This is a genomic window from Bradyrhizobium sp. i1.15.2 (genome assembly GCF_040548425.1).
In the GTDB taxonomy this organism is placed as follows: domain Bacteria; phylum Pseudomonadota; class Alphaproteobacteria; order Rhizobiales; family Xanthobacteraceae; genus Bradyrhizobium; species Bradyrhizobium canariense.
In genome coordinates this window covers 254,210-280,852 of record NZ_JBEPRQ010000001.1, presented here as the reverse complement: position 1 = coordinate 280,852, position 26,643 = coordinate 254,210, and the positions used below count along the sequence as shown (strand labels likewise).

The 26,643-nt window shown below is 57.0% G+C and carries 7 protein-coding genes; 5 read left to right on the top strand and 2 right to left on the bottom strand.

What is annotated here, in order from left to right:
* Positions 1-175: 175 nt before the first annotated feature.
* The 3 genes from ABIB80_RS01345 (at position 176) to ABIB80_RS01335 (ending at position 16,496) form a co-directional block, all read left to right on the top strand.
* On the top strand, positions 176-691 hold the full coding sequence (locus ABIB80_RS01345) for a PH domain-containing protein (RefSeq protein ID WP_354126911.1): 516 nt from the start codon (positions 176-178) through the stop codon (positions 689-691).
* Between the two features lie 434 nt (positions 692-1,125).
* Positions 1,126-14,571: an RHS repeat-associated core domain-containing protein gene (locus ABIB80_RS01340; protein WP_354126910.1), complete on the top strand. Its 13,446-nt coding sequence runs from the start codon at positions 1,126-1,128 to the stop codon at positions 14,569-14,571.
* 110 nt (positions 14,572-14,681) lie between these two features.
* A complete protein-coding gene (locus ABIB80_RS01335; RefSeq protein WP_354126909.1) occupies positions 14,682-16,496 on the top strand; it encodes an ABC transporter substrate-binding protein in 1,815 nt (604 codons plus the stop codon).
* A gap of 515 nt (positions 16,497-17,011) precedes the next feature.
* Here the strand turns inward: ABIB80_RS01335 and ABIB80_RS01330 are convergent.
* Both ABIB80_RS01330 and ABIB80_RS01325 read right to left on the bottom strand, forming a co-directional pair.
* Positions 17,012-18,202, bottom strand: coding sequence for a Shedu immune nuclease family protein (locus ABIB80_RS01330; protein ID WP_354126908.1), 1,191 nt, complete (start codon positions 18,200-18,202; stop codon positions 17,012-17,014).
* Between the two features lie 61 nt (positions 18,203-18,263).
* Positions 18,264-19,982, bottom strand: coding sequence for a retron Ec67 family RNA-directed DNA polymerase/endonuclease (locus ABIB80_RS01325; RefSeq protein WP_354126907.1), 1,719 nt, complete (start codon positions 19,980-19,982; stop codon positions 18,264-18,266).
* Between the two features lie 994 nt (positions 19,983-20,976).
* Between ABIB80_RS01325 and ABIB80_RS01320 the strand changes: the two genes are divergently transcribed.
* Both ABIB80_RS01320 and ABIB80_RS01315 read left to right on the top strand, forming a co-directional pair.
* Positions 20,977-22,977 carry an ATP-binding protein gene (locus tag ABIB80_RS01320; RefSeq protein WP_354126906.1) on the top strand — a complete coding sequence of 667 codons (2,001 nt, stop codon included), beginning with the start codon at positions 20,977-20,979 and terminating at the stop codon, positions 22,975-22,977.
* Between the two features lie 547 nt (positions 22,978-23,524).
* Positions 23,525-26,515, top strand: a complete 2,991-nt coding sequence (locus ABIB80_RS01315) for a class I SAM-dependent DNA methyltransferase (RefSeq protein ID WP_354126905.1) — start codon at positions 23,525-23,527, stop codon at positions 26,513-26,515.
* The last annotated feature ends 128 nt before the right edge of the window (positions 26,516-26,643 follow it).

Below are 26,643 nucleotides of genomic sequence, written 5' to 3'. Positions count from 1 at the left end.
GAGATCCATTTACCCAGGCAGGGATCGCCAATTCTGTATCCTCCAATACCTATCGGCGTGCTAGAACGTTCAGCGACATTTGCTCTAAGCACCACTATGAAGCAAATCTCACGATGCGAGTGTTCTGACGATGCTAGCGGAATTTCGCCCCATCTTTGTGCTTTGGACGTCGTTCTTGGCGCAGCTTCCGCTACAGCTTTTCTTTGCACTTTGGGCCGGAGGTTTCTTCGGCGGCCTATTGAGCGTAATACTTCCGGCAGGCGCGACAGTTCGCGTCGGAAGCCCCTTCGTGTTAGTCGGGATCGCCGTCCTCGTGTTATTCCCGGCAGTGACGCTTGCGGCGAGATGGTTGAACTACGGTAATACGATTTATCGCGTCTATTCGGACCGGATCGAGATTGAAGAGGGATTTCTGACGCAGCATCGCAAGGAGATCCTTCTAGCATCGGTTCGAGAAATCAACCTTAGGCGCGGAATCCTCCAGCGACTTGTCGGACTTGGATCTATTTACCTCGCCACTCCGGCTACCGGCCAAGGGCCGTGGTGGAGCACCTCCGCGATCGTTGGCGGTACGAGCACGTTCGGAAGTGGGGCCATGCTAATGGATCTAGCCAATCCCAACATTGCTTATGAACAGCTGCGTGAACTTGTCGAACGCGCCCGACCAACAGGACCAACGCTGGCTACATAAACGCGAGACACCTTCGGCTTCCCTTCCAGGATGCCCGCGTTCCTTTCCGATTTGAACACTGAACTGGCTGCTGGCTACGGTCGGTTCAGAGCAGCTTCGCACGCGCTTGCGCGGACGTGGCCCATTCGAACTTGTCGGCCCAAATTGTATGGGATTGAGGTGCGGCCTGAGTGTTGATCGCCCTATTAGCAGGAGCAGCGTGTTGCATCGCACTAGCAAACGTTTTCAAGGCCTGCGAGTTCAAATTGTAAGGTATCCGTAGACAACCAGTAATTATATGGCCTATCATACTATGTGTATTGAGACCGCTGCTGGCATTTCAGGGCACGCTCATTATTCTTTTTGTTGCGAGTAGGGCTGATTGCGCTCAACGAGCTCCGCGTATGCCCCACGAACGTCGTTCGTAGCCGAAGCTAACGTCTTGGGGGAACAAGATGTTCAGGAAAGCGATCTCGACGGGAACGGCGATTCTCTTTCTTCTTCAATTAACCTCTCCCGCCAGGGCGCAGGCGGTCTCGGATCGACCAGCAAGTCATAGTAATTCAACGTCATCTGGCGACAAGATAGCCGTCCTAGACGCGCGCGATCGCCGCATGTCTCTTGGCGGGCTCGATGTGTTCTTGGCTGATGATTACCTCTATGAGTCGCCGGTTCTCGTGCGAGTAGCGTGTTTGGATCGTAACGCTACGCCGTCGCTCGCCGTAAATGCGACGGCGTACGGGGGCAATGCAAGACTACTGAATCTGACGCGTCTCGCCGAGCATGATTGCAGTTCTTATCAGGTTAGCACCGTTCCGCTCCGGGTAGCTCAAGCGGGAGGAGGCGTGCTGGCTGCCTCAGCTAATTCAGTCGTCCAGGGTATCGCGATCAGTGTGCACTATTCAGGACCTATCCCGACGGATGCGCAAACGAAGGCGCCCGCGATTTTTGTGTTCAATCCCGTTCATGGCAATTGGACGGAGGCGAAGTCTTTTGCGCCCCCAACGCAGGACCCCCAAAGAGTCTACGCGACGCTTTCGGAGCAGCACCAGCGTGTAATTAGCGGCGTGATCGTATTGCCGGAATCCACGCAAAACGAGCCAGCGAGGAGCGGTCCCTCCTCACTGGCGAAGCCTATTGAGGAGGTAAATCCAGCTAGCGGCTATCTATCGGTGGATCGTGTTGAGCCGGACAACAAAGGTACTCATGCGTTTAATCTGCCGATGTTGCTGCGTCCTTCTCGCGGACCTGGACCAAGCTTTTCGATCAGGTACAGTTCGCAAGGGGCGCCTGGAGTGTTGGGCCGCGGCTGGGATTTGGTGGTTAGCACCATCGAAGTCCGCGGTCCCGCACCGGTCTATCATCCAGCTTACGAGACCGAGGATTACTTACTCGACGGCATGGATCTGATTGCGCTGGACGCGAACGGCAAGGACATCCCGCCGCTCTACAAAGGCGGCCCGATTTTGCCACGGGTCGGAGACCTGCGGTTCTTTCGCTTGCGCAACAATTCCGGCGGATTGATTGTTCGTCGTTACGGCAAAGGTCCTGGCAGCTATTTCTGGGAAGTATGGGACCCGAACTCCCACGTCACAAAGCTATACGGCGGCAAAGTCGTAGCCGACGCTCGTCCAGAGTTTGACAAGGGCAACGGCGTTCTGCTCGGCAGCGTTCCATTCAGCGACGGGGTGCGCCGGACCGCAATCGGCCAATGGGCCCTAACGCAGGAATATGATCGTCAGCCGGCGCGCAATGGCGCTAAATACTCTTACGTTCAGGCAGACCCAAAAGGACGTGCGTGCCAGCAATTCACGGGTGGCGAATGTGCGGCTGCACTACGCCTCGATGAGATTACGTATAATGTCGCTTTCAGCAATGTGCCGATTTCTGACGCCGGTGTGACGCGCATTAAGTTCGACTGGAAGCCGCGTGCGCCGGAGCGGATAAACAGCGATGGCCGACTTGGCTTCTTCCGCGCGTATGAATATTGGCTGACTCGAATCGATGTGTTTTATCGACCGGACCCGAACAATATCTGGCTCTCTGCCGCTTCGATTAAGGATGGGAATAGCGACATTAAGCCTGAAACGGGGTGGGCCTTCTTTGCGCAGCATCGGTTCATTCCGGGAGGTGAGAACGATGCATGCATGAACTTCGATCGCGTGTTGAAGGCGTACGAGGTTGAGCCCAATCCGCTATACGATGGCGCGCGCGGTCCAGTGAAAATTGGCGATGAAGGGGAAATCCCGCTTGCCACGCAAAGATTCACCTTCTCTTACGAGGGAGAGAAGTTTCAAACCAAAACGACGCAGGGTGGTGAGCCGACCGATGCTTGTCGCGCGTTTTGGCCTGACCCACAGACCGTCACGCAGCTTGGCGATTGGAAAAAAGTGAACGGTAATTTGGCGTTTCCGCGCGAACTGATCTCAAGTTTGGGATTTGGACTCCTGGGGGAACGTTCACTGCTTGGTACAGGGCGCACGGAGGAAACCGGAGCATCGTTATACGTAGGCTTCGGAGTGGGCAACGTGTCATCGAAGGAGCTCTCGGGCGGCGTAAAGGGCGCCGTACACTTCGCAAAATCCGAAGTAAACTCGACCCTTATCGACATAACGGGCGATGGCATCGATGATATCGTTTATCGCGGCGACGATGGCAAGTTGTACTACTGCCCCGGAAAGCGAGAACAGGATCCGGCCACAGGTGTCTACAAGGTCACATATCCAGAGAAAGATCGGGAAGATCAAAGTCGCTGCGGATTCATTGACGGCATTTCGGATCTACCCGTCTCGAGTAACGTGACGAGCAGCATTGGTGTGGAAGGCTACGGTCCGGCCACCATGTTCGGCGGCGTGGCTCTCAACAGCTCGACCAACGACTCATATGTTTATTTTGTTGATCGCGACGGAGATGGACTCGTCGATTTGGTGTCCTATGGTCAGGTCTTCTACAATCAAGGAGAAACTCGAGAGTCGGGCAAGTATATTGTCAGGTTTTCGCGTCAAAGCGCACTGACGCCGCCCATTCCCGGCAAGATCGCCGACAAGATCTTGCTGAACCGCTCTCCCTCGGATATGCGCGATGTGATCCAGACGATAGAGGCTCGGCTAGATGCAACGAGCCGCCGTCTGCAGGCGCTCGAATTTAGCCAAACGATGATAGCCTGGGAGGCGCCACTCACGGGCAGAATCACTATTGAGGGCGCGCTTCGGCGTGGCGTGTCGAAGCCGGATCCCAGCAACGCTGGTGCCCTTGGTACGAAGTTCACGCCTGAGGAGTTCGAGAAACTTTACAAGGACGTACTGCCCTATCAAGCCTATATAGATAAAAAAGCTCGTTGCGAGATCTGGGAAGGCGATGAGCATTGCCACGGCCTCTATTCGGATCCACTGGGACCGCACTACCAGTACCGCCCGGCCAAAATCGAATTCATCAAAACTCCCTCAGCGCTCCTTCAGATCTGGATGTACGATCGAGAAGCGCGCTCGGTCGCGTCGTGCGCACAAGCGCCCCTTGGCGGCGTGTCCTTCGATTTATCTTCGCTGAGCTTTGCGGTTGCCTGCCGGCCGAACAACGCGCCGGCGCAGCAGATCGACGTTAAAGCGGGTGACGTGATCTACCTCGGCTACAGTGTCCATCCACATCTTTCGGCATGGTTGAGGCCATCAGCGAAGATTGCCTATACTGAAGTCAAAGACGACACAGCTTTCAACCTGTTCAAGGCGGGCGATCCGCAGAAGCTGACGGAGTCGCTGCAGTGCCGATGGAAGGATCAAATTGTAGCAGGCGGAACGACCGAGTGCCTCCTCTCCAAGCAGACACGTTATGAGTTCGATTTGCGTGCTGGCACGATTGCGTCCACGCCCGCCGCCACGGTGCAGCTTCCTGCCGGGACAGCTCGCCTGTTCGGTGGCCGGTTCGAGATACCGAGCGAATTGACCAAGGACTATCAGGTCTATTTCGATGTGCACGCGGAACCGAGGCCGGAGCCGGATCCTCCGCCAGCTGGCTTTACGCCACCGGATTCCACCGCCACTCTGCCGGCCTCTCGGCTCCGGCGATTGTTCCGACAAGACGTTTCGGCGCTCTGCGGGACCACGACTGGATCCTGTACTGTAGATATCGCACCGGTGTGCGACCCGACGCGGTCGCAGGCCGACTGCAATGCATTTTTTGCCGGCCAGAACGTGCCGTATGTGCTCGCGACCCGCGTCACAGTTCTGCACAAACTCTCGGGGGCCACGCTGCCGGTGCGTAACATCAGCGCCCGTCTGAGCGAGCTGACATGGCGGGCCCCACCGCATATTGGATCGATCTTCACCGAGAAGCCTGATCCGAATGCCGTGCCAGGCATCGTCTTCACCCCGACGACCCCGTACGACAAGACGATGGTTGTCTACCTGCCGGTTGCGATGGGCGAGCCGGATCTTGAATATGTGCGTGTCGAGCAGGGTACGTTCGCCAATCCCGATACGGCCCTCGACGATGGAGATTCCGAACCAGCTCAAATCGATTTTGCCGATATTCTGAAGGCGGAGCCCGACAACGTTGCACTCGGGCGTATTCGGCAGACGCTCGCGCTCTGCGGTTTCCGTGCCGAGATCCTAGAGTTTATGCGGGCGCTCTACTCCCCCTATGGCTCCCCGTTTGCTGACGAGTACTTGCGTTATTGGCAGAGCAAGATCGACGCGTATAACGCGCGCTGCACCGCGGCGGAAACGGCTTTCAAGGGCAAGAGCTTTACCATGTCAAAGTTGAGCGGAGCCGAGGTAAGACCTGCGGCTTCCGAGACAAACGCACTGCGCTTGCCATTTTTCCTGCGCGATCTGCCCTATGCGGAACAGATCACCAGCGCCGAGACGCTGCTCGAGCGGGTACTCGCGAACCTTGCGCGCGGCGAGGAGTTGCTCACCGACGCGCCGCGCTTGACGCGGCGCGGATATCGGCTCCCTATGAAGGTAAACCCGTTGGATTGCCAGACTTTGGCCAATGGCAAGCCATTGACGAGCCCGATCGTCGGGCCGGACAGCGCCGATTGCGCCTATCGCCTGTCGCTCAATTTCGCCATGCAGGAGTTCGAAGAGGTAGTCGCTGCCGAAGCCGCGAATATGCGCGAGGTCCTGGCTCGGTTCGGGACTCACCCGAAACCTGCTTTTAACGTGCATCTAACCGCAACCGTCAATGGACGACCTATCGCATTCCGTCAGTTGAGCGGAGAAGACGCCGGGAATGATCATTGCACTCCAACATTGCCGAACACGAACACGTGTCTCGGACAATACGGGACACGCGAGCTGCTGCCGCAGGAGCCGATCGATCTGCACTTCTATCCCAAGCGTAAAGGCGGCCCGGGTAGCCCCCATGGGGACGTGCTGCAGCGCATCACGGTGAACAAGCGTTCGGGGCGTGCGACGGCCTTTACCAACAATACCATGCGGGTCGGCGGACCAACTGTTTGTGACGGGAGGTTTTCCAACTACCAAAATCTTGGTCAGATGGAAACCAAACAGGACTGCAAGCTCGGGGAGCTCCAAAAATACGACGGGCCGGAGTTCTACGAAAAATCATTTACTATCGGGGAGGACAATCAATTTCACGGACGTAATCGCGTTCTCGAATTCCGGGCTAATCCGCTCGACGTTCTGGAGCTGCATATCCGCCTTGAGGGCGTGGACCAGTCGGTCGACCGAAATCCGAATGATCCGATCACAGGCAAGTTCTCCGTATTCGACGGCGCTTCGCCTCCGCCCGTCGGGATCCACAACGATCGTTATCTGATTCCGCGTTCGCCATCGCAAATCCTGTCGCGGTCCGAGACCCCAAAGGATAGTTCAGTTAAGGACCTCAAATGTCCGCAAGTCCCCAACCCCCCGAGGTTTGGACCTGCGCTGCCGTCAAGCTGCAGGCCTTGGACGCGCCTGGGTTGGACCGAGGTTCTGCTTGGAGCCCAATACCGCACTTACAGCGACGCGCAGAAGGCCGGGGATCGATTCTCGATCCTGCGCCGTCGGGAGGTTCTTCGGCTGCACCCTGAGATAGAAGTTGCGGCAGATCAATTCGTGCTTGATCGCGAGGAGGCGGTTTTTCCGATCGTCAGTCAAGCGAAGGGCACTTTTGTTTTCTACACTCGCGGTCCGAATGTCACGAAGACCGGCGGGGACTGGTCGCTGTTTGCCGGCAAAGCCAAATCCGATGGCACGCTGCAGCAGCCGATCGCTTTCGTTGCGCCCGCCACCACCACCGCTAACGCGCCGACCGACCGATCGCTCCGTTATGGCAAGCGGATCTTCCCGCCAACGCCTGCCCCCGGCGATCCGGTTGACAACGCCAGTAAAGCGTGCGGCGTGACGATAAAGCCTCCTCATACGACTCCGCCCGACCATGCAGCCTGTGACGATCATTTTGCCTCGCGGCCAGAGGATAATGTCAGCCTAAAAGGTATCGACTATTTCCCGCTGCTTCATCAATTCGTCGGACCAGCCACCAAGGCCGCCTTCGATAAGGCACTTGCTGATGTACCGGCACGGCCGGAGACATCCGTCTGCTCTGCGGAGGCGCCGCGCCTGATTGCCGGTTGCTGGAAGGGCGCAGACGACACCGTGTTCATGGAAAGTGCCGTTTCGCCGCTCGGTGGATCCGGTCCGCCCGTTTACTCAGTCTCTGCGCTTGCGGGCTTCGAACGCCCGCCGATCGCTCAGTTTCTGTTCCAGTTTGATTCCTACAAGAAAATCGCCTGCATCGATCCGCAGGGCCCATCGATCGAAGATGATAAGAAACGACCAGAGGATGCGAAACTATGTGCAGGGTTCGGATCTAAGCCCGCCGATGGCACCGTAAAGCTGCCAAATCGACCCATTCCACCGGCCATTGACCGCGCTGTCGAGGTGTTCGCGCCGGTGCAAAGCAGCAGTTCCAGCTCAGTGTCCGTAAACGCGGGTGTGGCATACCTTAACACCGATTACATTCACACCATCGTCGATACGATCAGCCAGTTCCGTGACGTAAACGGAGATGGCTACCCGGATACGATTGCGAACGGCGTGGTCACGCTTACGTCACCGGTAGGGCTTTCTCGACGGGATTGGTGGACCTACTTTCGGGCAACTGACAATTTCCCAGATCTTAGTTCCGAACTGACGGCGGGAAGCGCAGATCAGTCTTCGACTTCGAATAGCCAGGGGGCCGGCATCGGGCTCACCGCATCGACGGCGGCCCTTTTTCGTAGCAATGGGACCAAGCCGAACAAGAACACCGGTTCGTCGGATCCGAACGTCGATCCTGGATTCAACTTCAGTTTGGAGCGCGGACAAGACGAGCGGTTTATTGAGCTGCGTGATTTTAACGGCGACGGCCTCGCCGACAAGCTCACCAAGAACACCGACTCCGATGTACTTACGTTGCAGCTCAATGCGGGCAATAGTCTGCGCGCTAGCAACAATGTCAGCACGAGCATGGTGGCGGGCGTCCCCTTCAACACTAGTCATTCCCAGGGATTCGGTGTCAGGCTTGGCTTCTCGTGGGGCGCAGGCAGCTACGCGACCGGGCTCGGGCTCGCACACCGCGACGCCGGGTCTCAAGCTGCTCTGATTGATTTTACAGGTGACGGCAGACCCGACATCGTGCTGCCGCTGGACGATGGGACCTTGAAGGTGTTTCCGAATCTCGGCAACGGGTTCGGTCCCGGTAAAATTCATAAGCTCAAAGACTGGCAGCATAGTCAACAAGCGAAGCAGGAATCGGGAACGGCCCTGTCCGAAACGACCCTGCTCGATGCCGGCTTCCTCTTTACTTATGGCATCCCACTTCCTTACGACCTCAAGATCGTGTTCACGCCGGGCGTGAAATGGGCTCGCAACCAGACGCGCGAGCTGCTGCAGATCCGCGACCTGAACGGCGACGGTGTGCCGGACGTGGTGGCGGTCAGTGGCAGCTTTCTCTTGGGCGGCATGCTCGATCCCACGGATCTCAAGGCTGAGGTTCACTACAATCCTGAGGCCAAGTATCATTTGCTGACTGGCCTGACGAACCCCTCCGGCTCGCAATGGGTTTTCCAGCACGGGCTGTTCGGCAATTCGGGTCCCGAGCATGGGCGCGCAGTTTGGGCCGTAACAGGCGCAGCGCGCTTCGACGGTTACGCGCCGCAGTGGCAAACTCGGCCCGGCCTCACGCTCCACGGCCAAAATGTACTCCTGACGACATACGACTATTCCCAAGGTTACTATGATCGTGCCGAACGCCAGTTCTACGGCTTCGCGGAGCGCACCAGCACCACCTATGGCTGCAGTCTTGGCAGCCCGGGCAAACCGGATACCCCCAGCAAACCGGACGACATCGAGAAAGACCCTTGCTTGGCTGCCCTGAAAAATCCCGTGCAGCTCAACTGGGCCACGCTCAACTCGGCCGGATACCGGCAGTTGCAAGTCAGTTCGGAGACCTTTGCCAATCGAGATTTCCTCACTCAAGGAATGGAGCTGTCGAGGACCGTTGCTGGCGCTGAATCGTTTGCGCTCACGCTCATCCAGGGCATCCAGCTCACCACCTCCGCCGTCGGTAACCCGAGTGCAACCGCTACGACGCTGCTGTCGGGTCTTCAGTCCGCGATCGCGCCTGTCGACGCCTTGACCGTCAACGGTAGGACCATCACGTTCGAAGCCGGCGCCAACGGCCTCGTTGGTACAGGCATCGCCTACACAATGGGCGTCGACACCGCGCTGAGCGATTTGGCCGCGGCGATCGACACGCTGTCGGACAATACGAATCCGGCCAACGCGTCGATTGCAACCGGTGGTAGGTTTACGCTGAACGCTGGCACGGCTGCCGACCTCACGATAGCCGGCTCGGGTACCGTGCTCGCCAAGCTCGGCATCAACGTGGCCGTAACTGAGCCGCCGCCGCTATGGGCCCTTTCCAGGACGGAGTTCAGCTACTCGATTGATGACCTGCAGACCCTCCCTGTCCAGTTTGCCGGTCAGTGCTCGGCGTTACAATTTGATCGGCTCGGTGACTCGTGGGACGCAACCTCGTTCAAGATAGACGGTTCCAAGCTGCCGGCAATCGCGGACGGCACGCAGTTCGATCGCAAGCCGAGGGTTTTCGGTAACAACAGTATATGCCTTGCCGACGTGAAAGGTTGCGCCGCGCAATTGCACCGGAATGCATGCGAGGAGGGTTTTGTCCGCGAGCAGCGCACCTTCTGGGCCCAGAAGAGCGGCTCTGTTCGGCAGCGCTTCATGTCGCTCGAAACGTTCGGCGGCAATGTCCCCCTTAGTGCGCTCTCAACGCACCCCGACCAGCAGCCGTCGCGCCTGATCTCCGCTGTCGCCTTCGACCATGATCAATGGGGGCAAGTACGCGGGTTCGACAGCATCGGTGAGACGGATTCGCAGTGGAACCCCTCACCCGAATCCTCGGTTAATGCAGCGATCGAGTACGCGCCGAGACAGGCATTGAACATCGATGGCTCTGGGGCGGCAGTCGGCTATCCATTGCTCGGTCTCGCCAAGGAGATCCAGATTTTCCGCGGGCCGTGGGAAGATCCGCTAGCTCCCAATGTACCTTTGCGCGTCCGCGAGGCGATCTATTCAGGCGACAACGGCGAAGACAAGGACAAGAAAGCGGTCAATCTCACCGATATCTGCCTCTACCCAGGCGGCAGTGGATTCCACTTCGTTCCCGGAATGTGCAGCGCCTTCAAGGAGAATATGCGCACGGCGCTGGCCGATGGCTATTCCACCATGCAGACGGCGCTGCGCGCCGCCTATGAGAATACGGATGGATTGCCGAAGGGCACATCGAGCTTCGATGCTGTGATGCACCATCAGATCGCGGAGTATGACCCCTTTGGCAATATCACTCATACGATCTCGCCGCTGTCATACAACAAGGAATGGATTGAGCGTCGATTCGATTACGCTAAAGATCCCTTCCGGCGGACCGCGACGTCCACAATGCTCACCCGGTGCGTGAACGAGGTTCCCGGCGCCGGCACCGACTCGCGGGGCCTCGACCCCGAGAAGAAGCCGCGGTGCACCTTTGGTCAGCGCGATCTTTCGCAGGCTGTGCTGCGCAAGCCAATCACACACGCATCCACGAGTCGCGTTGACACGCATTTCGGCGCGGTGGTCGAGACGATCGATATTAACGCCAATAGAATCCTTCATGATCTCGATCGGTGGGGTCGGTTGAGCTTGTTGGCGCGGTCCTGGGGCAACGCACCGCGCGAGAATGCAACTTTCCAATCAAGGCTCAAGCTTGCGGTTGCAAAGGATGAGTCGCGTCCGCCCAAGCCGGACAAGACCCCGTACACCCCCGAAACGTTGCCGGAGGTGAAAAACTGGCACATTCTAGCGGTGGCCGACTACGAGCGCATTTCGGCTGGATTGTTGCGGAGCAATCTACGGCGCATCGACCCGTCGGACAACTACTCGGGCCTTCTCGGAAAAGATCAGACCATACGCGAAACTGCGAATTTTGCGGACGGACGGGGACGGCCGATCCAATCCCTCCGTGAAGCGGATGTGTGCCTTGGAATCGCCGACGACCTTATCGAGGCGGGCAGGAACAAAGCGCCCTCGGCTGAACTCGCGGCGCGCTGCAACGGAATTGCGACTGCCATAGTGACACCCTCCACTAGGATCGACGCGCTCGGGCGAGACCTGCAATCGTTCGAGTCCTACGTAATTCCCCCTGCTGATCCGCAATTTCCGGAGGGTAAAGTACGAGAAAGCACCGCGCGGCGCTTCATCAATTTGACTCCACCATCGGCGAAGCCCATCCGACCCTTGGTTACAACGGAATATGATGGCGCCGGCCGGCCGTTGCGCGTCAAGTCGCGGCTCGCCGACAGCAACCCGCAGCCAGCGGATCCGGTAAAAGGAACGGCCCAATACAACTATCGCATCGTTCCTGAGAATGGTCAGCGGCTCGCTCGCTTCGAAGCACTCACGCTCTCTCCGCGTTGCACGGCGAGCGCCGTCTGGTCCGACGCACGCGGGCTCAAACGCACCGTGTTCGAGGATCAAAGCCATTTCTATCTGTCGACTTCGGGGCTTCCTCCCGACGTCCCGCCGGCTACGGGAGTGTACAAGCGCAAGCACAACAAGACGCGCGGCTTCTGCCAGCAAATTTCGGATGTGTTCAAGGACAATGCCCCTCGGAACTGGGAAAAGATTGCAGACGACCAAAAACTTGGAGGACAGCCCGCACGTGTCTCGTACGAGTACGATCCGCTGCAGCAGCTCAGTGGTGTCAACTATCCGCTCGACGGCAGCGAGCGCAAGGGGATTACGGCGCGATATGATCTCCTGGGCCGTACGCTGGAGCTGCGGGAGCCGAACTCGGGCTGCACCGCTTATGGGTATGACGGGCTCAATTCGCTTATCCGCGAGACCAGTCACAGCTATGCCGACCTCGGCAAGCCTTGCGACAGTGCGTCGAAAGTTCGCAATGAAAAGACATACGAATACTCCGCTGGCCGGCTGGTCCGCATGTCCTACCACTCGCTGGAAGAGCAGGGAGGCGCGCCGGATGAGGGCGACACGGTGCGATTCTACTACGATCGCTCTCCCTACGCGATCAACTTTGGTCAGGTGCTCGAGACGCTGCGCTTCGTTCGCAACGATCAGGCCAATCAGCGCTTTGTCGACGTGGCCGGCCGCAAATGCGACAACTGCATCGGGCAGGCGGCCGTGGTCACGGACCGATCAGGCGCGCGCAGCTACTCATTCAACGAGCTCGGGCTGGCGCGTCGCGAGGTGCGCTCTATCGTTGCGCCCATCACTGAGATTGAACGGGGCGATAGCGGAAGCGAGACTTATCTGCCGGAGATCGCCTTCTATGAGGCCGAGAACGCCTATACGGCGTTTGGCGATCCGGTGCAGGAAAGGTTTTCCGAGGGCGCTCCGATGAATCCCGCGAAGGCGTGTGTGACAGCCGGCGTAAATACATGCCTTTCGCGCTTCACTATCGGGCGCAAATACGCGCCGGATGGCGCGGTCGCGCAGCTTCTGTTCAACGGCAAGCCGCTGGTCAATGCCGCACAGGACGCCCTCGGCCGTCCGACGGTGCGTTGGACCGCCAGCGGAATCGCCTCGGGTTATCGGTACGATACGGAGGACCTTCGGCTCAATCAGATGTCGACGCTAACCGGCGCTCAGCAGCCGGTGCAGCGGAACGGGTATCAGTACGACGGTGGCGGCAACATCGTAGCATACGCCAACAACTCGAGCATGCTGGAGCACTACTCCAGCGGTTTCGAATTCAAGTATGACGCGGTGAATCGTCTGGGCGATTTCGACGCTACGGTGAGTAAGGATGAGAAAAAGCTCACGAGCGCAGGCGCTTACACCTACGACCCTGGCCACCGCTTCAAGACCCGCAGCCTACGTATCGCTGGGGACCCGGGACAAGTTTTCCAGCGGAGCTGGGCCTATCACTATCGCACCGATCCGCTGACGGGCCCGCTGCACGCGCCCCGTAGGATCGATTTTTCGATTGGCGAATCTACACGCCGCACGTGGTTTGACTACGACGATGTCGGGCGCATGACGCGCATCTGTACGAACAACAGCGACAACGATCCAAGCGTCTGTTCCGTGGAGAAGCCCGAAAATGACCGGCGTGCTGGACTGCTTTCGAACCGGGCGATGACGTGGGACGCCGAGGGACGGCTGACACGCGTGCGCGGCGTCGTGGATCCCTCCGTTCCGCTCAATGCGGAGCTGATGCGTGAGGATTACGTCTACGACGCCGGCGGCAACCGTACGCTTAAGATCCACCGTCCGCCGCGAACCGATAACGTTCCGGAGGGCGCGCGGGAATCGGCGACCATCTACATGACGCCGTATTACGCACGGCCGTATGACCGCCGCGGCAGCGTTCAGGTTTCGGTCGGCACATTGCCAACCGCGAGCATGACCGCGCCAGCTGATCCGAGCGAACAGCCGCGCGCAACCTTTCTCTATTCCGATCTCCCGGTCGGCTCGATGACAGCGGCCGTCACGGTGTTCGGCGAGCCGACCCAGGCCGACGCAACGCTGATCGCTCGGCGCGAGTACAGTCCTTATGGCCTCGAGCTCACGGTCGACGAGCTGGCGCAGACCAGTCGCGACGGCGTCGCGCCCATGTCGGTGTTCCACGGCAAGGAGCTTGAACGGCTGACGAAGTTTTCTTCATTTGGCGCGCGCTATTATAACCGCGATGTCGGGCTTTGGCTGAGGCCGGATCCCGCTTTGATTGATTATATGAAACCCGGCGGTCCCGGTCAGATCTACTCGCTAAGGAGCATTTCGCCCTATCAGTTTGGATGGAATAACCCAATCATCAATGTAGATCCAGATGGGCGCGCTCCGGCGAGCGCGACTAGCTCCGAATGGCAATATAGCATCCAGGTATCAGGCGCAGCCGCATTGGGGTTGTTCTATCCGATAATGGGATTTGGGCCTTACCTTGGCCTGGGGCTGTCAGCGGGGGTAACATCCCGAGGTACCGTTTTCGCACAGGTTCAAGGAACGGCGGGCGGAGGCGTTGGCACATACTTAGGCGCTGGCGTGTCACTTCAGGCCGTTCGCGGTAAGCCGATCGAAACCGGTGCTTCGTTTGGCGCGCAGGCTGAAGCAAACATTGCACTGGGAATAAGTGGGGGAGTTACTGCACAAGTTAGTGAAACATCGGTTGGCGTTGGGACGGCGATAGATAGCCTTCTGGAGAAAGTGGCTAACAAGAAAATTGGTGTTGGTCTCGGGGCACACGTGTCAGTCGGCGCCACTGCTTCAGGAACGGCCGCATTGTCGATTCCCGCTCGAGTCGAAGTCTTAGAAAATAAGATGGATCAAATGCTATTTGAACTAGACCGCCAAATAAAGAATGCAGTTTCTACCCGGGGGAGCGGGAGTGGCGACTAGATGAAATTCTTCCGTGGGGGCCCACGTTTGAACCATCAGCGCGGCGATAGTTCAGGTATGGGCAATCATCCTTTGGAGTAGGGCAGCGAATGGTTCGGAAAAGGTGGCATATGATGCACAGATCATGCAGCTTTTCTAGCTTCTTATTCTTCAAGTTATTCCGTTTCATGCTTGGTTTTGTAGTCGGTTCTAATCTGCTCCCTACCTTTGCCCAAGCACCGGTCCGCAAAGACATCGCTGTCTTCGATCTCACCAAGTCGATCGATGATCCCAAGAACTTCAATTGGTTTACTCGAGGTACCAAGCGGGAGCATGGCGCGCACCAAGCGATGTGGGAGCCGCTGTTCCTGCTTGATTATGAGACAGGAGAGCTTGAGCCATGGCTGGCGGCGAACCCCATGACAGCCAATGGTGCGCAGGACGTGTGGACACTCACTTTGCGCAAGGACATCAAGTGGTCCGACGGCATGCCGTTTACGGCAAACGACGTCAAGTTCACTGTCGAGATGGCGCGCGACTACGATACGCTGACGGCCATGGAGGCCGCCACGATGCGGTCGCAGGTGGAGAGCGTGGCTGTCACGGCAGCCAAGCCGCTTGAGGCTGTGTTCAAGTTGCGCAAGCCGAACCCCCGGTTCGCGTTGGAAAACTTCGGCGGCAGTCTATTTGGCTCGTTTCTCATCATGCCGGCGCATATCTGGAAGGATGCGATTGGGAAGGACGCGCTCGGGAAGGAGAGGGATCCGGCGGACTTCAAGTTTCAGAATCCCATCGGCACTGGGCCGTACAAGCTAAAGGATGCGACCAAGACCGCGGCGACCTGGGTTCGTGATAGCAATTGGTGGAGTTTGAAAGGGGGGACCCCTCCATTCAAGAAAAAGCTGCCCGAACCGCTGCAGCTCGAATGGCATGTGATCGACACCGAAGCTCAAAGCAAGACCGAACTCGTTTCGAACGATAATAAGATTGACGCGGCCCGCGAATTTACGCTGGCGAATTTTACGGACGCCAAGAGTCAGAATCCGAAGATCGTCGGCTGGGATGCGGCAGGCCCGCTCGCGTGGAATGATCCGTGTGCCCGCCAGATCGATATCAACGCGAAGCGAGAGCCCTGGAGCAATCCCAAGCTGCGCCAGGCTCTCTCGTTTGCAATCGACCGCAAGGCGCTTGCCGCCGGCGCGTATGGCAATACCGCGGTGCCTTCGCGCAGCATGTTTCCCGAGTACGGCGCCATGAAGCCGTTCATCGATGCCGTCGTCAACGCGGGGTTCGGGTTGCCGCCGAACGCTGATGTGGCCAAGGCGAAAGCCCTGATCGAGGGCCTAGGGTATGCCAAGGCTGGCGATTTCTACAAGAAAGGCGGGCAGACGTTATCAGCCGTGATTACCGTGAACGGAGGTTCGCCCAACGATGTTGACGCCGCGAAGGCGGTTGCGCAGCAACTCATTCCAATTGGCATCGATGCTTCGGTCCAGTCGATCATCAACGAGCAGTACTGGGGCAGCGCGGTGCCGAAAGGGGAGTACGAGATGGTGTTTGGCTGGCTGTCGTGCGGCTCGATCGCCGAGCCCTACACGTCAATGGCACGCTACGCCAAGGCCGCCGTGCCGATCGGAACGCGTAGCCCTGGATTTGACAATACAGGGCGCTGGGAGGGCCAGCCTCAAAAAGATTATGCGGATGTCGTACTGAAGGAGATTGGTCCGCTGCCGCTCGGACATGCGGGTGTGCCGGCGCAGGTTGCCAAAGCATACAAATTCCTCAATGACGAGATGCCGTTCATCCCGCTGGTGCAATCGCCGCGCATCATTCCGTCCAATACCACCTACTGGGCGATGTGGCCCGCGAAGGGTGGCTCGAGGGTGCCGATGCACAGTTGGGGAGCGGCCCATCGCATAATCCACGGATTGAAAAAGGTACCGTAGGTACGATTGGATAATTATGACGATGGCCGCCTGCAGGATGCTGGGCGCTACAATCAGTTGTTGCGCGTCCTAGAAATTCACCAGTAGCGCCGCGTTGCTGCGGTAACGATCGGATCAAATTCCGATTAGCCAGACGCAAGTCAGCTGTTGTGAAGGGTTTCGGACGCTCGCCGCCCGGAGCGCGTGGTCGTCAGCCGAAACACATCCCGTGTGGCTATTGAACGGTAGAATCGTTTGGCCATCGAGTGCTATGCCGGACAGGGTTGAACTTAGGCTCCAACCCTGCTTCGCATTGATTTTATTTGCATTTTCGATCCGGCGATCTGTTTTTGTGTGGCACTTTTGGGTGCCACTAGTCGAACAACTACACGACTGCTGCGAGATGCGCGAGAGACAAATTGGACACTGGTTGCCGACGACGGGGAAATGAGCGGACCACGCGGTCAAAATCAGCACAGCGCTCGGAACAACGCGAATGGATCACGCTGCAAATCCGTTTCACAATCAGAAGCCCACTAGCCATCAGCTTCTTTGTCCGCCGGCTCGTGTTCGACGATAAAGCGAGCGCGCTGCAACAGTTCGTCAAAAGTCAGTATCTCCGGTCGCCAAGTATTCTTGCGATAAAGCTCAAACGAACGAAATTTGGAAATGTTCACGCCGTTCTCGGTCTTGAACTCATCGAGACTGCCAACAACGAGGCAAGATCGCGGCTCGATGCTGAAAACAATTTCTCCCGTTGGATCGCCCAACTCGTCTTCGAGCGATAACTTGTGACCAATTGCCTCCACAGCTGCATGAACGGTCGTTTGAGTCTGAGCCACGCCGCCCACCAATTCGGATGAAGGCGGCCATGCTCCTGAGCGGTACTCACTTGGTCCAAGCAGCGGCGTGTCGTTCCGCTTAATCTCAACAAAGCAGAGAGAGCTTACGATGCCGCGCGTTTTCATCAGCGCGTCTGCTCGCTTGCCAGGTCCGGTTAAGTCTCGTCCCCTCACAATTCGCTCAAGCTTGCCTTCATCGAGTTTCGAAGCGAACTGGTAGGATAGGCCGTACCCAAATATCCAGGTGTTGGCTTCGAAAAACTGTTGCCACAAAGCCTCGGGCTTGCAGTCGAGCCGATCTTGCTCGGCAGCAAAAAACTCCCGATCTCTTAGCAGTCTCTCGAAGTAACTAAGTTGCTTGCGTCTGTATCCGATGGCCACCAAGTCACGTGTCAGGTCTTCCTGCTGAGCAAGTTGCAAGAATACCTCCGAGTTCTTGGCGAAGATGCGTCGAGCCTGCCCTTGATCAAGAATGATGTCGCGCAATAGGTCATCGGGAAGATGCACCTTCGATCCATCATCGAATGGCACCGTCTTCAGGCCTGCCACGAAATTCAAGAGTGTGGCGATTTCCGATCCGACAAACGAGAAGGACTGCTTTTCAATCGGGCCGGTTCGATTGCTGTACTTCTGAATCGTCAGCGTTCTTACCGACCTGTCGTCCTCGACAAAGGTCGCCTTTATTTCGTATCGTCCAGACGGCGTCTGCCGCAGGACAACCTCGTCCTTCACCTGCGCGAACGCGAGGCCGGAATCGCCCTGCACAATGTGCGTAGCGATGCGGAGCATCTGTCCCGAGGGGGCGCTGGGAAAGCGCTTGCTGATAATCGTCTTATCAGTGCGCCTTTCGAAGAACATCTGCCTTTCGTCATAGTCGTCGGACACGGCGCTCCCCCGCGAGTTGGGAGTCCATCCCATACCACAAGTTGAGAGCACTCTCCATGGTTTACGGAGAACCGGCGCTCGCGGAAGCGCTGGGCAAAGTTTTGGACGGTGCGGCCCGACGTCCGGTAAAGTCTTTGCATGCGTCTGATATGGTCTGCAGGAGCGGTTCGAAACCGGAGAAGTTGATTGTAGCTCGCTCGGGCTTCACAACCTCAGTTGCGAACTCGACCTTGGAATACCACTTGCTGCGATCCTTCTCCTTGCCGGTTCTATCGAAGTTTCTGCCCTTGATGGTCCTGGCAAGAAGCGCCGGCTCGAACAGGTCCTCGATGGCTGCTTCAAGGGTTGATATGGCCTTCGGGACTGGCACGACATAAAGGTTTGCGCAAACGTAGTAGAATGGATCGAGCCCGCCGACGACCCTGCCGAGCATCTTGGTCAATTTCCTAAACAGTTCGGCTGATCCCTTGTCGTTGTCGACGATCATGATAACGGGTTGGTCTGGCGAGAGCTTGAAGGGCGACACTCTTGCGACATAGTGCGACAGGAGCTTGGATAAGTCGTTGGTGCCACCGGATAGATCCTGAAAGGTGGCTGCCGCTTCGGTGTAGTTGAAAAGGTCGACCGTGAGACCCACCCGGGGATCTGGATGGATAAAAGCCGGAAATCTTGCTCTCAGTCTCTGGAGCGCGCATCGCAGATAGATATTGTCGGTCTTTCCCTCGCAGATGATTTTGGGGCGTGTGATTCCGTGGAACGCCCTGTAATCCAAGAACTGCCGATATAGCTTGAAGAAGCTGTTCTGCTCACTCTGCCAATCTTTGGTCTTGAGTCCGCGTATTTGGCGAATGAAACCCATCGTCCCGTCCAAGGCGTCATCGGACATGGGCTTTCGATCTTTATCTGAGAAGCAGAAGCCGTTTTTGAACAAATGGTCGCACTTGGCGCGGGCTGTCTTATAGTATTCGTTGCGAACGTTGACCTTCTTGTTGACGATGAGACCCGTCGTGTCCTGGCGCGAGTCCCGTCGCTGCATTCGCGTCTTGTCGTAGTTCAGCGAATAGCCAGATGAATACACGCGCTTGACGAGACTGTCCCCCGGAACCCACTTGTCTGTCGAACCACGCACCAGCCTCGCGATCGAGGACGGGAATTCCTTTTCGTTCGTTGAGAATGTGATGTCGTCCACGTAGCGGGTGTATGTGCACCTACCGGCCCGAGCTAACCTATTGAGATGAATATCAAGGATATGAGCTATCAGATTTGATATCACTGGCGAGCACGGGCTTCCCTGAGGCAGCTGATTGTCGCGGCAAGCGATCTGCGCGATTATAGTCGCGACCTTTGGATCGAGTGAAAAGTTATTATTCCACTGGAAGAAGCCGCGAACTCTGCCGAAGTTGATTGAGGGAAAGAAGTCTTTCAGGTCGGCGTTGAACACGAACCGCTTGTTTCGGTGCGCCGTGGCGTTCGTGACAATCGAAAAGCCCCTCTTAAAGCCGTGTGCCAGCTGGCACTGACTTCGGGAGCGGGACTGTTCCAACTCAACATGAATGTCCAAAAGAAGATCAGCCAACTTTGTCTGAATCATCTTGAGGCGCGGCTTGGGGGCCGTGATTAGTCGCCAGCCACCTCCTTTCTTGGGTATAGTGAACTGTTCGTACTTCTGCTGATCAGGGAGCCAGTACAAAACGAACGACAAGGATGCTGGTTGGACTCCCAAAACTCGTGCCAGTTGGGGGAGCGTTCTGACGCCTCTGAGTCTAGCCAGCTGTGTCATGAGGAAAAAGGCTTGCGGATACTCGTACGCCAGATCGGACGCATAGTCGCAGCGAACTGCAGGGAGCGCGCATTCCTACGCGCATTCATATCAACCGTCGCGAAGCACAACAGCAAAATCTATCCGCAAGCCTTAGTTGCAGTTGATCAGCGCACTCTTGCTAGGACAAGGCTTGCGGCTACTTATCAACAAGAGCATCAAGCTGTCTGAGCGCTCCCTAAATCAGGCGCGAGGGGCAACGACGTTGCTATCCAGGGGGATTCATGGCGATTTTTCGAGGCGCGCGGCCCAATGCGAGCGACGCTTGATGGCGGTGATGCACCGCGGCTTTGTACCGAATGAAGGAGATTTGAACGTCGCGCTAGACGTTGTCGAGGGTGATGGCTCCCCATCTTTGGACATGCGAAGGAAGCGCGCGGGCTGGCCGGGTGTGTGCCACCCAGGAAGAACTAATTCAATGGTGAGGCAGCTTGAGGTTAGGATGGATAGGGTGCTTGATCAACGGGGGTAGAATGTCGGAACCACTTTTTGAGCCGATACCTATTGCGTCCATCCCATCGTTTGAACCGCGAATGCCTGGTGGACTGTGTCGGTCTCGCCGGCTGCCGTGTCGTTACTCGGCAAGCTCCGTTCTGACGATGCGCCGCCGTTCAAGGTGGCAGCAGGAATGCCATGCTCGACGTGTTTAAGAGCGACGGCGGAAACGGTTCACGGTGCACGGCTTCCGCTCATCGTTCTCCGACTGGGGCCATTGATGCGACCAGCTACAGTGCCGATCTCGCTGACATGTGCATCGCGCATCTGACGCGCGAGAAGGTTCGCGCGGCCTATCAGCGGTCGCCGCAACTGGAGAATCGGCGCTAGATCATGGACGGTTCGTCGGACTTCGTCACGCCTTTGCAACCTAAACGCTTTTGACCTATAGACTTGCGCCTGCGCATAGCGCTGATCCGACCAAGCCGTTCGGTTTAATAAGCGGCAGAGGGGGAACGAGTTGAGCAGCATCAACATCAAACGAGCGGTTGAAAACATTCGCTCGGGCACGACCGTTTACACCCCTGTTATCGAACTCATCGTGAATGCGATCCAAGCCATTCGGGCGGTTAAGCCAAAGGGTGGATCGGTCGGGGTTACTGTCCTTCGGCACGACCAAGCGGACATGATCGACAAGATTGCCCCAGTTGATGGGTTCATCGTTGGGGACGATGGCATCGGGTTTAACGAAGAGCACAGAAACTCCTTCGACACTTTATATACGGCTCTCAAGGCCGGCGACGGTGGTAAAGGTTTCGGACGGTTCACATGCCTCAAATACTTCCATCGGCTCACAGTTGAGAGCGTGTTCGAAGACGGCTCAACGCGGAAGAGACGTTCGTTCGGCATGGGGCACGGCAACGACATCATAATCGATGAGAAGGTGACAGATGCGGGAGTTGCTCCGACCGGATCAGTGGTCACCATCTCCGGCACGCAAGGTGTCAAGTTTCCGGACAAAGGGCTCGATGTGATCGCGAGGGTCTTAGTTGAAAAGCTACTTCCCTACTTCATCGATCCAAATTCAGAATGCCCCCAGATCGTAGTACGAGATGAGCACGGAGACGGCCGTGTCATCCTCAATGACTACCTTGGCCAAACCAATCGACAGATCGTTGAACTGTCTGTGCAGAACAACGAGCTGCGCCTCAAGTCTCTTGATAAAGACGAAGTGTTCGCCGTCCGCGTGTTCAAATTCTACGCTCCTCGAGCGAACAAGAGCAAGATAAGCTTGGTGGCCCATCGGCGAGAGGTCACTGACGTGACAATGCAGACGTATATTCCCGAATTCGCGGACGAGTTCTATGACAAGACTGACGAAGGTGAGAGTGCCAAGGATAGGAATTACATCATAAAGGCGTACGTCTTCGGCGATTATCTCGATAGAAACGTCTCGCTGGAGCGTGGAGCCTTTAGCTTTGGAAAAGACAATGATTTGGTCTATGGAATTTCGCAATCTCAGATCGAGGCCCAAGCGGCAACCATTGCTCAAGAGGCAGTCGGTCAAGAAATCTCGGCGCGAAGAGAGCGCAAGCAGGCACGCATCAGAGATTACATCAATGATGAAGCCCCATGGCACCGAGGCCTGAGCCGAGACACTGACTTCTCGTCATTATCTATGAAGCCAACGCCTCAAGAGATCGAACTCCATCTCCAAGCCGCGAAGTTTCAGATGGAAACGCGCGTCCGAGCGGAGGTGAAGCAAATACTCCAGAGCAAAGATACCGAAGATCTGAGAGATCGGGTGACGGAGGTCGTCGGAAAAATTTCTCAAACGAGCAAGAACGATCTCATTCACTACGTGTCGTTGCGAAAATGCGTTCTCGAACTCTTTGAGAAATCGCTGCAACTCGGCGATGACGGAAAATACAAGTCCGAAGGCGACGTGCATGACATCGTGATGCCGCGCAAGAAAGACACTGATCAAATTGATTATGACCAGCACAATCTTTGGATACTCGACGAGCGACTAAATTTCACTGAATACGTCGCGTCCGACAAGCCCTTGGATGAAAAGAACGGCGATCGAACGGACCTGTCGATCTTCGGCAAGCGCGTTGCATTTCGCGGAGATAATGAAGCGTCTAATCCGATTACGATCTTCGAATTCAAAAAGCCTCAGCGTCACGACTTCGTCAATCCCTCATCCGACGAAGACCCGATTGAACAGATCGTCCGTTACGTTAACGACATAAGAGACGGAAAATATAAGACGCCCTATGGTCGCGATATCCTGGTTAGCCCAAACACGCCGTTCTACGGGTACGTGGTGTGCGACTTCCCCCAGAAGGTGAAGAACTGGCTGGAGCGAGAGAAGGACTTTACGGTTATGCCGGATGGCCTCGGCTACTTTCGATGGTACGGCAATATCAAACTTTACATCGAGGTCCTAAGTTGGACTAAGGTACAGCGGGATGCTGAAATGCGGAACAAGGTGTTCTTCCACAAGCTGGGTATCTGAGATCGTACGCCGTCGCTACCTCGCAGCTCACCTAAAAAGCGATAGCTGCCGCTACGGTCGCTTTAGCTGTAAGCAACCAGTTCACAGCTCGTCAAGGATCGATCCGGTCTCGCTGCCGAATCCAGTCTTCGCTCGGCAGCCCCTCCCATGCCTTCGTGCCGCGACCGATGTCGTAAGTCAAAAGCAGGTCGACTTCTTGCATTTCTCAATCGAGCGTCACTTCATTTCGCAGCGTCAGTGATGCATTGAAGTGCTCATAGGGCATCGGGCACGCTCGCCAGAGCCGGTCGACGTCGCTTGGGGCTAGGCCGATGGTGGCTTCGAGCAGGCCGGATCGAGACATGCGGAACAGCGAGTGCGGGCTTGCCGAATACCCGCCCCCGGCGCGGGGCTAAGGCACAGAGACCGCACGGCGGTCTATAGAGATGCCGGTTACAAGGATATCTTCCGCCAGTCCAGACAGTGTCCCAGCGGTGCAAAGGTCTGTCGTACCTCATGACACCTGTAACTCTTGCAGTTACAACCAGCGACAGACACCGGAGGAATCATGACGCCGCACGAGTTCATAAAGAAGTGGCAAAACTCCAAACTTAAGGAGCGAGCTGCGGCGCAAGAGCATTTCATCGACCTGTGCCGGGTTCTCGGTGAGAAGACACCGGCTGAAGTTGACGCGAGCGGCCTTGATTACGCATTCGAGGTCGGCGGAACGAAAACGACCGGCGGGCGCGGATTCGCGGATGTCTTCAAGCGCGGGCATTTCGGCTGGGAGTACAAGGGAACTCACGCGAACCTAGAGACAGCATTTTCCCAGCTTCAACGTTATGCTGTCGCCCTCGACAATCCCCCGCTCCTTATCGTGTCGGACATCGGAACCACGATTCACATTCATACGAACTGGACGAACTCGGTCTCACATACCTACGTCATTCCGATCGCAGAGTTGGGTGATGCGGAGAAGCGAGGATGGCTGAAGTCCGCCTTCGAAGACCCAGAAGCTCTGCGACCCAAGAAAACACGCCAAGAGTTGACCGAAGAGGTCGCCGGCGAATTCGCCAACTTGGCACGATCGCTTCGCTCTCGCGGGAACCCTGCCGAAGAGGTGGCTCATTTCATCAACAAGCTCGTGTTCTGCATGTTTGCAGAAGACGTGAAGCTGCTCCCTGAGACTATGTTCAAGCGGATGCTAGACCGCGCCATCGACGATCCGACCGAGTTCGAGGATTTCGCGCGGACGCTGTTCTCGGCGATGAAAACTGGCGGACGAGTCGGATTCGAAAAGGTCGCTTGGTTTAATGGCGGACTCTTCAACGATGATCGCGTCTTCGCGCTAACGCAGGATGAGATCAAGATCGTCCGCGATGCAGCCGCCCGATATTGGGGCGATATCGATCCATCGATATTAGGAACGCTTTTCGAACGAGGCTTAGACCCTGACAAGCGCAGCCAGCTTGGTGCTCACTACACCGATCGCGAGAAGATCATGATGATCGTTCAGCCTGTCGTGGTTGAGCCGCTGGTTGCTGAATGGGAACGCGCGAAGGCTGATATTGCAGCATTGATAGAAAAGGCCCAGCGCCTGGACAACGAGGCTAAAACGAAGGGGGGCCGTTCTGCCTCGGCAGCTTTGGGCCAGGCGACAGTAGCCCGCAAAGACGCGCAAGCGGTGCTTGATCGGCACTTGAAACGCCTCGCTGACTTCCGCGTTCTCGATCCTGCCTGTGGTTCGGGCAACTTTCTCTACATCGCGCTTCGTGAATTGAAGGATCTAGAGCACCGCGCTCAGGTCGAGGCCGAGGCTATGGGACTTCCGCGAAGATTTCCCTCGATCGGACCCGAGGTCGTGAAGGGCATCGAGATCAATCCGTACGCCGCGGAACTTGCACGGGTGTCGGTTTGGATTGGTGAAATTCAGTGGATGCTGAAGAACGGCTTCCCGGCGGCTCAGAACCCAGTTCTGAAGCCCATGGAGACAATCGAGTGCCGAGACGCGCTCCTCACGCTTAAGCCCCCTCAAGAGGGGGGCGCCCCCGTATGGACCGAGGCGGAGTGGCCGGCTGCCGACGTCATCATTGGCAATCCACCATTCCTTGGCGCCAAAATTATGAAGCGCTCGCTGGGAGTAGAGAATACGGAACGTGTCCGTACTGTCTTTGGCGACAGACTGCCGGGCTTCACCGATCTTGTTTGCTACTGGTTCGAAAAGGCACGGGCTGCGGTTGCCGCAGGCACTACCACCTTTGTTGGCTTGGTTGCGACTAAGTCGATCGCGAAGAACACGAACCTTCCGGTCATGCGTCGCATCACTGATGAATTCGTCATTTATAACGCCTATGCAAACGAGCCGTGGGTGGTCGACGGTGCTGCGGTGCGCGTGGCGCTGGTCTGCTTTGGTCGTAGGAATAACACGCCGAGCCCTGCCAAACTTAATGGACGCGAGGTGCCTGCCATCAATGCGAGCTTGACGAGCGGGACGGACTTTAGCACCGCTCCTCGGTTGGCAGAGAATCGCGGTCGTAGTCTCCTCGGCATTCAGAAGAGCGGGCCGTTCGACATCGACGGAACGACCGCGCGCCGATGGCTTAGAATGCCGCTGAATCCGAATGGCCGGCCAAATGCAGACGTCCTAAAACCTTACATGAATGGAGATGAGATTGTCAGCGGATCGACCGACCGCTGGTTTATCGACTTCCCGCTTCTTCTCCGTGCAGAGGATGTTGCGCTTTGGCAGGCCCCATTCGAATACCTTAGCTCCGCTCTCTACGATCCGGATGACGTCGCATCCAAATTGCTTCGTGAAGAAAGGCAGCAAGCGCGTGATCAACACGCCCGGGAGCGCTGGTGGGAGCCCTACTGGCCAAGACCCGATATGCGTTCAAAAATATCAAAGATTGATCGATATCTTGTCACCCCGGAGACGGCAGAGCACCGCGTCTTTGCTTGGCTTTCGTACCCGGTACTGCCAGACAAAAATCTGATCGTCTTTCCGGGCGCGAATGACACTACCTTTGGCATTCTCCAGTCGCGCTTTCACGATCTCTGGGCAACGGCAATAGGTAATCGGATGGGAGCAGGTAACCAGCGCCGCTACAATAACCTGACCTGTTTTGAAACCTTCCCATTCCCGGATGGACTCTCACCAGACATACCCGCCGCTGACTACGCCACCGACACTCGCGCAAGAGCCATCGCTGCCGCGGCGGCTCGCTTGAATGAGCTTCGCGAGAACTGGCTGAAACCGGCCGATCTAATTCGACGCGAACCGGAAGTCGTGCCTGGCTTTCCAGATCGCATTCTGCCTGTGAGCCCCGAAGCAGAGCAGATACTCAAGAGGCGCACGTTGACGAATCTATATAACGAGAGACCGGCATGGCTGGATCAGGCTCATAGGGCTCTTGATGCCGCAGTCGCACAGGCCTACGGCTGGCTGGCAGATATCTCCGATGATGACGCTCTAGCCAACCTCTTCGCTCTTAATCAACGGAAGGCAGCGGAGCGCGGCGGAAGTCTTCTCGCGGGGGCTGAGACGAGTGATCCTTGATCGTGCCGCAGGAAGGTCAAACGGCGGCGTGCGCGGAAGACTTGACGAAGTGAAGAGAAATGAAGTCAGGATCAGAACTACACCGTTTCGCGAACCTGATTGCGGAGATACATGAGAGCGAGTCGGCG

Bases quoted from the DNA above. Each gene is read 5' to 3' on its own strand.
- ABIB80_RS01325 (WP_354126907.1), bottom strand. From the start codon at position 19,982: ATGACACAGCTGGCTAGACTCAGAGGCGTCAGAACGCTCCCCCAACTG.
- ABIB80_RS01340 (WP_354126910.1), top strand. From the start codon at position 1,126: ATGTTCAGGAAAGCGATCTCGACGGGAACGGCGATTCTCTTTCTTCTT.
- ABIB80_RS01315 (WP_354126905.1), top strand. From the start codon at position 23,525: ATGACGCCGCACGAGTTCATAAAGAAGTGGCAAAACTCCAAACTTAAG.
- ABIB80_RS01335 (WP_354126909.1), top strand. From the start codon at position 14,682: ATGATGCACAGATCATGCAGCTTTTCTAGCTTCTTATTCTTCAAGTTA.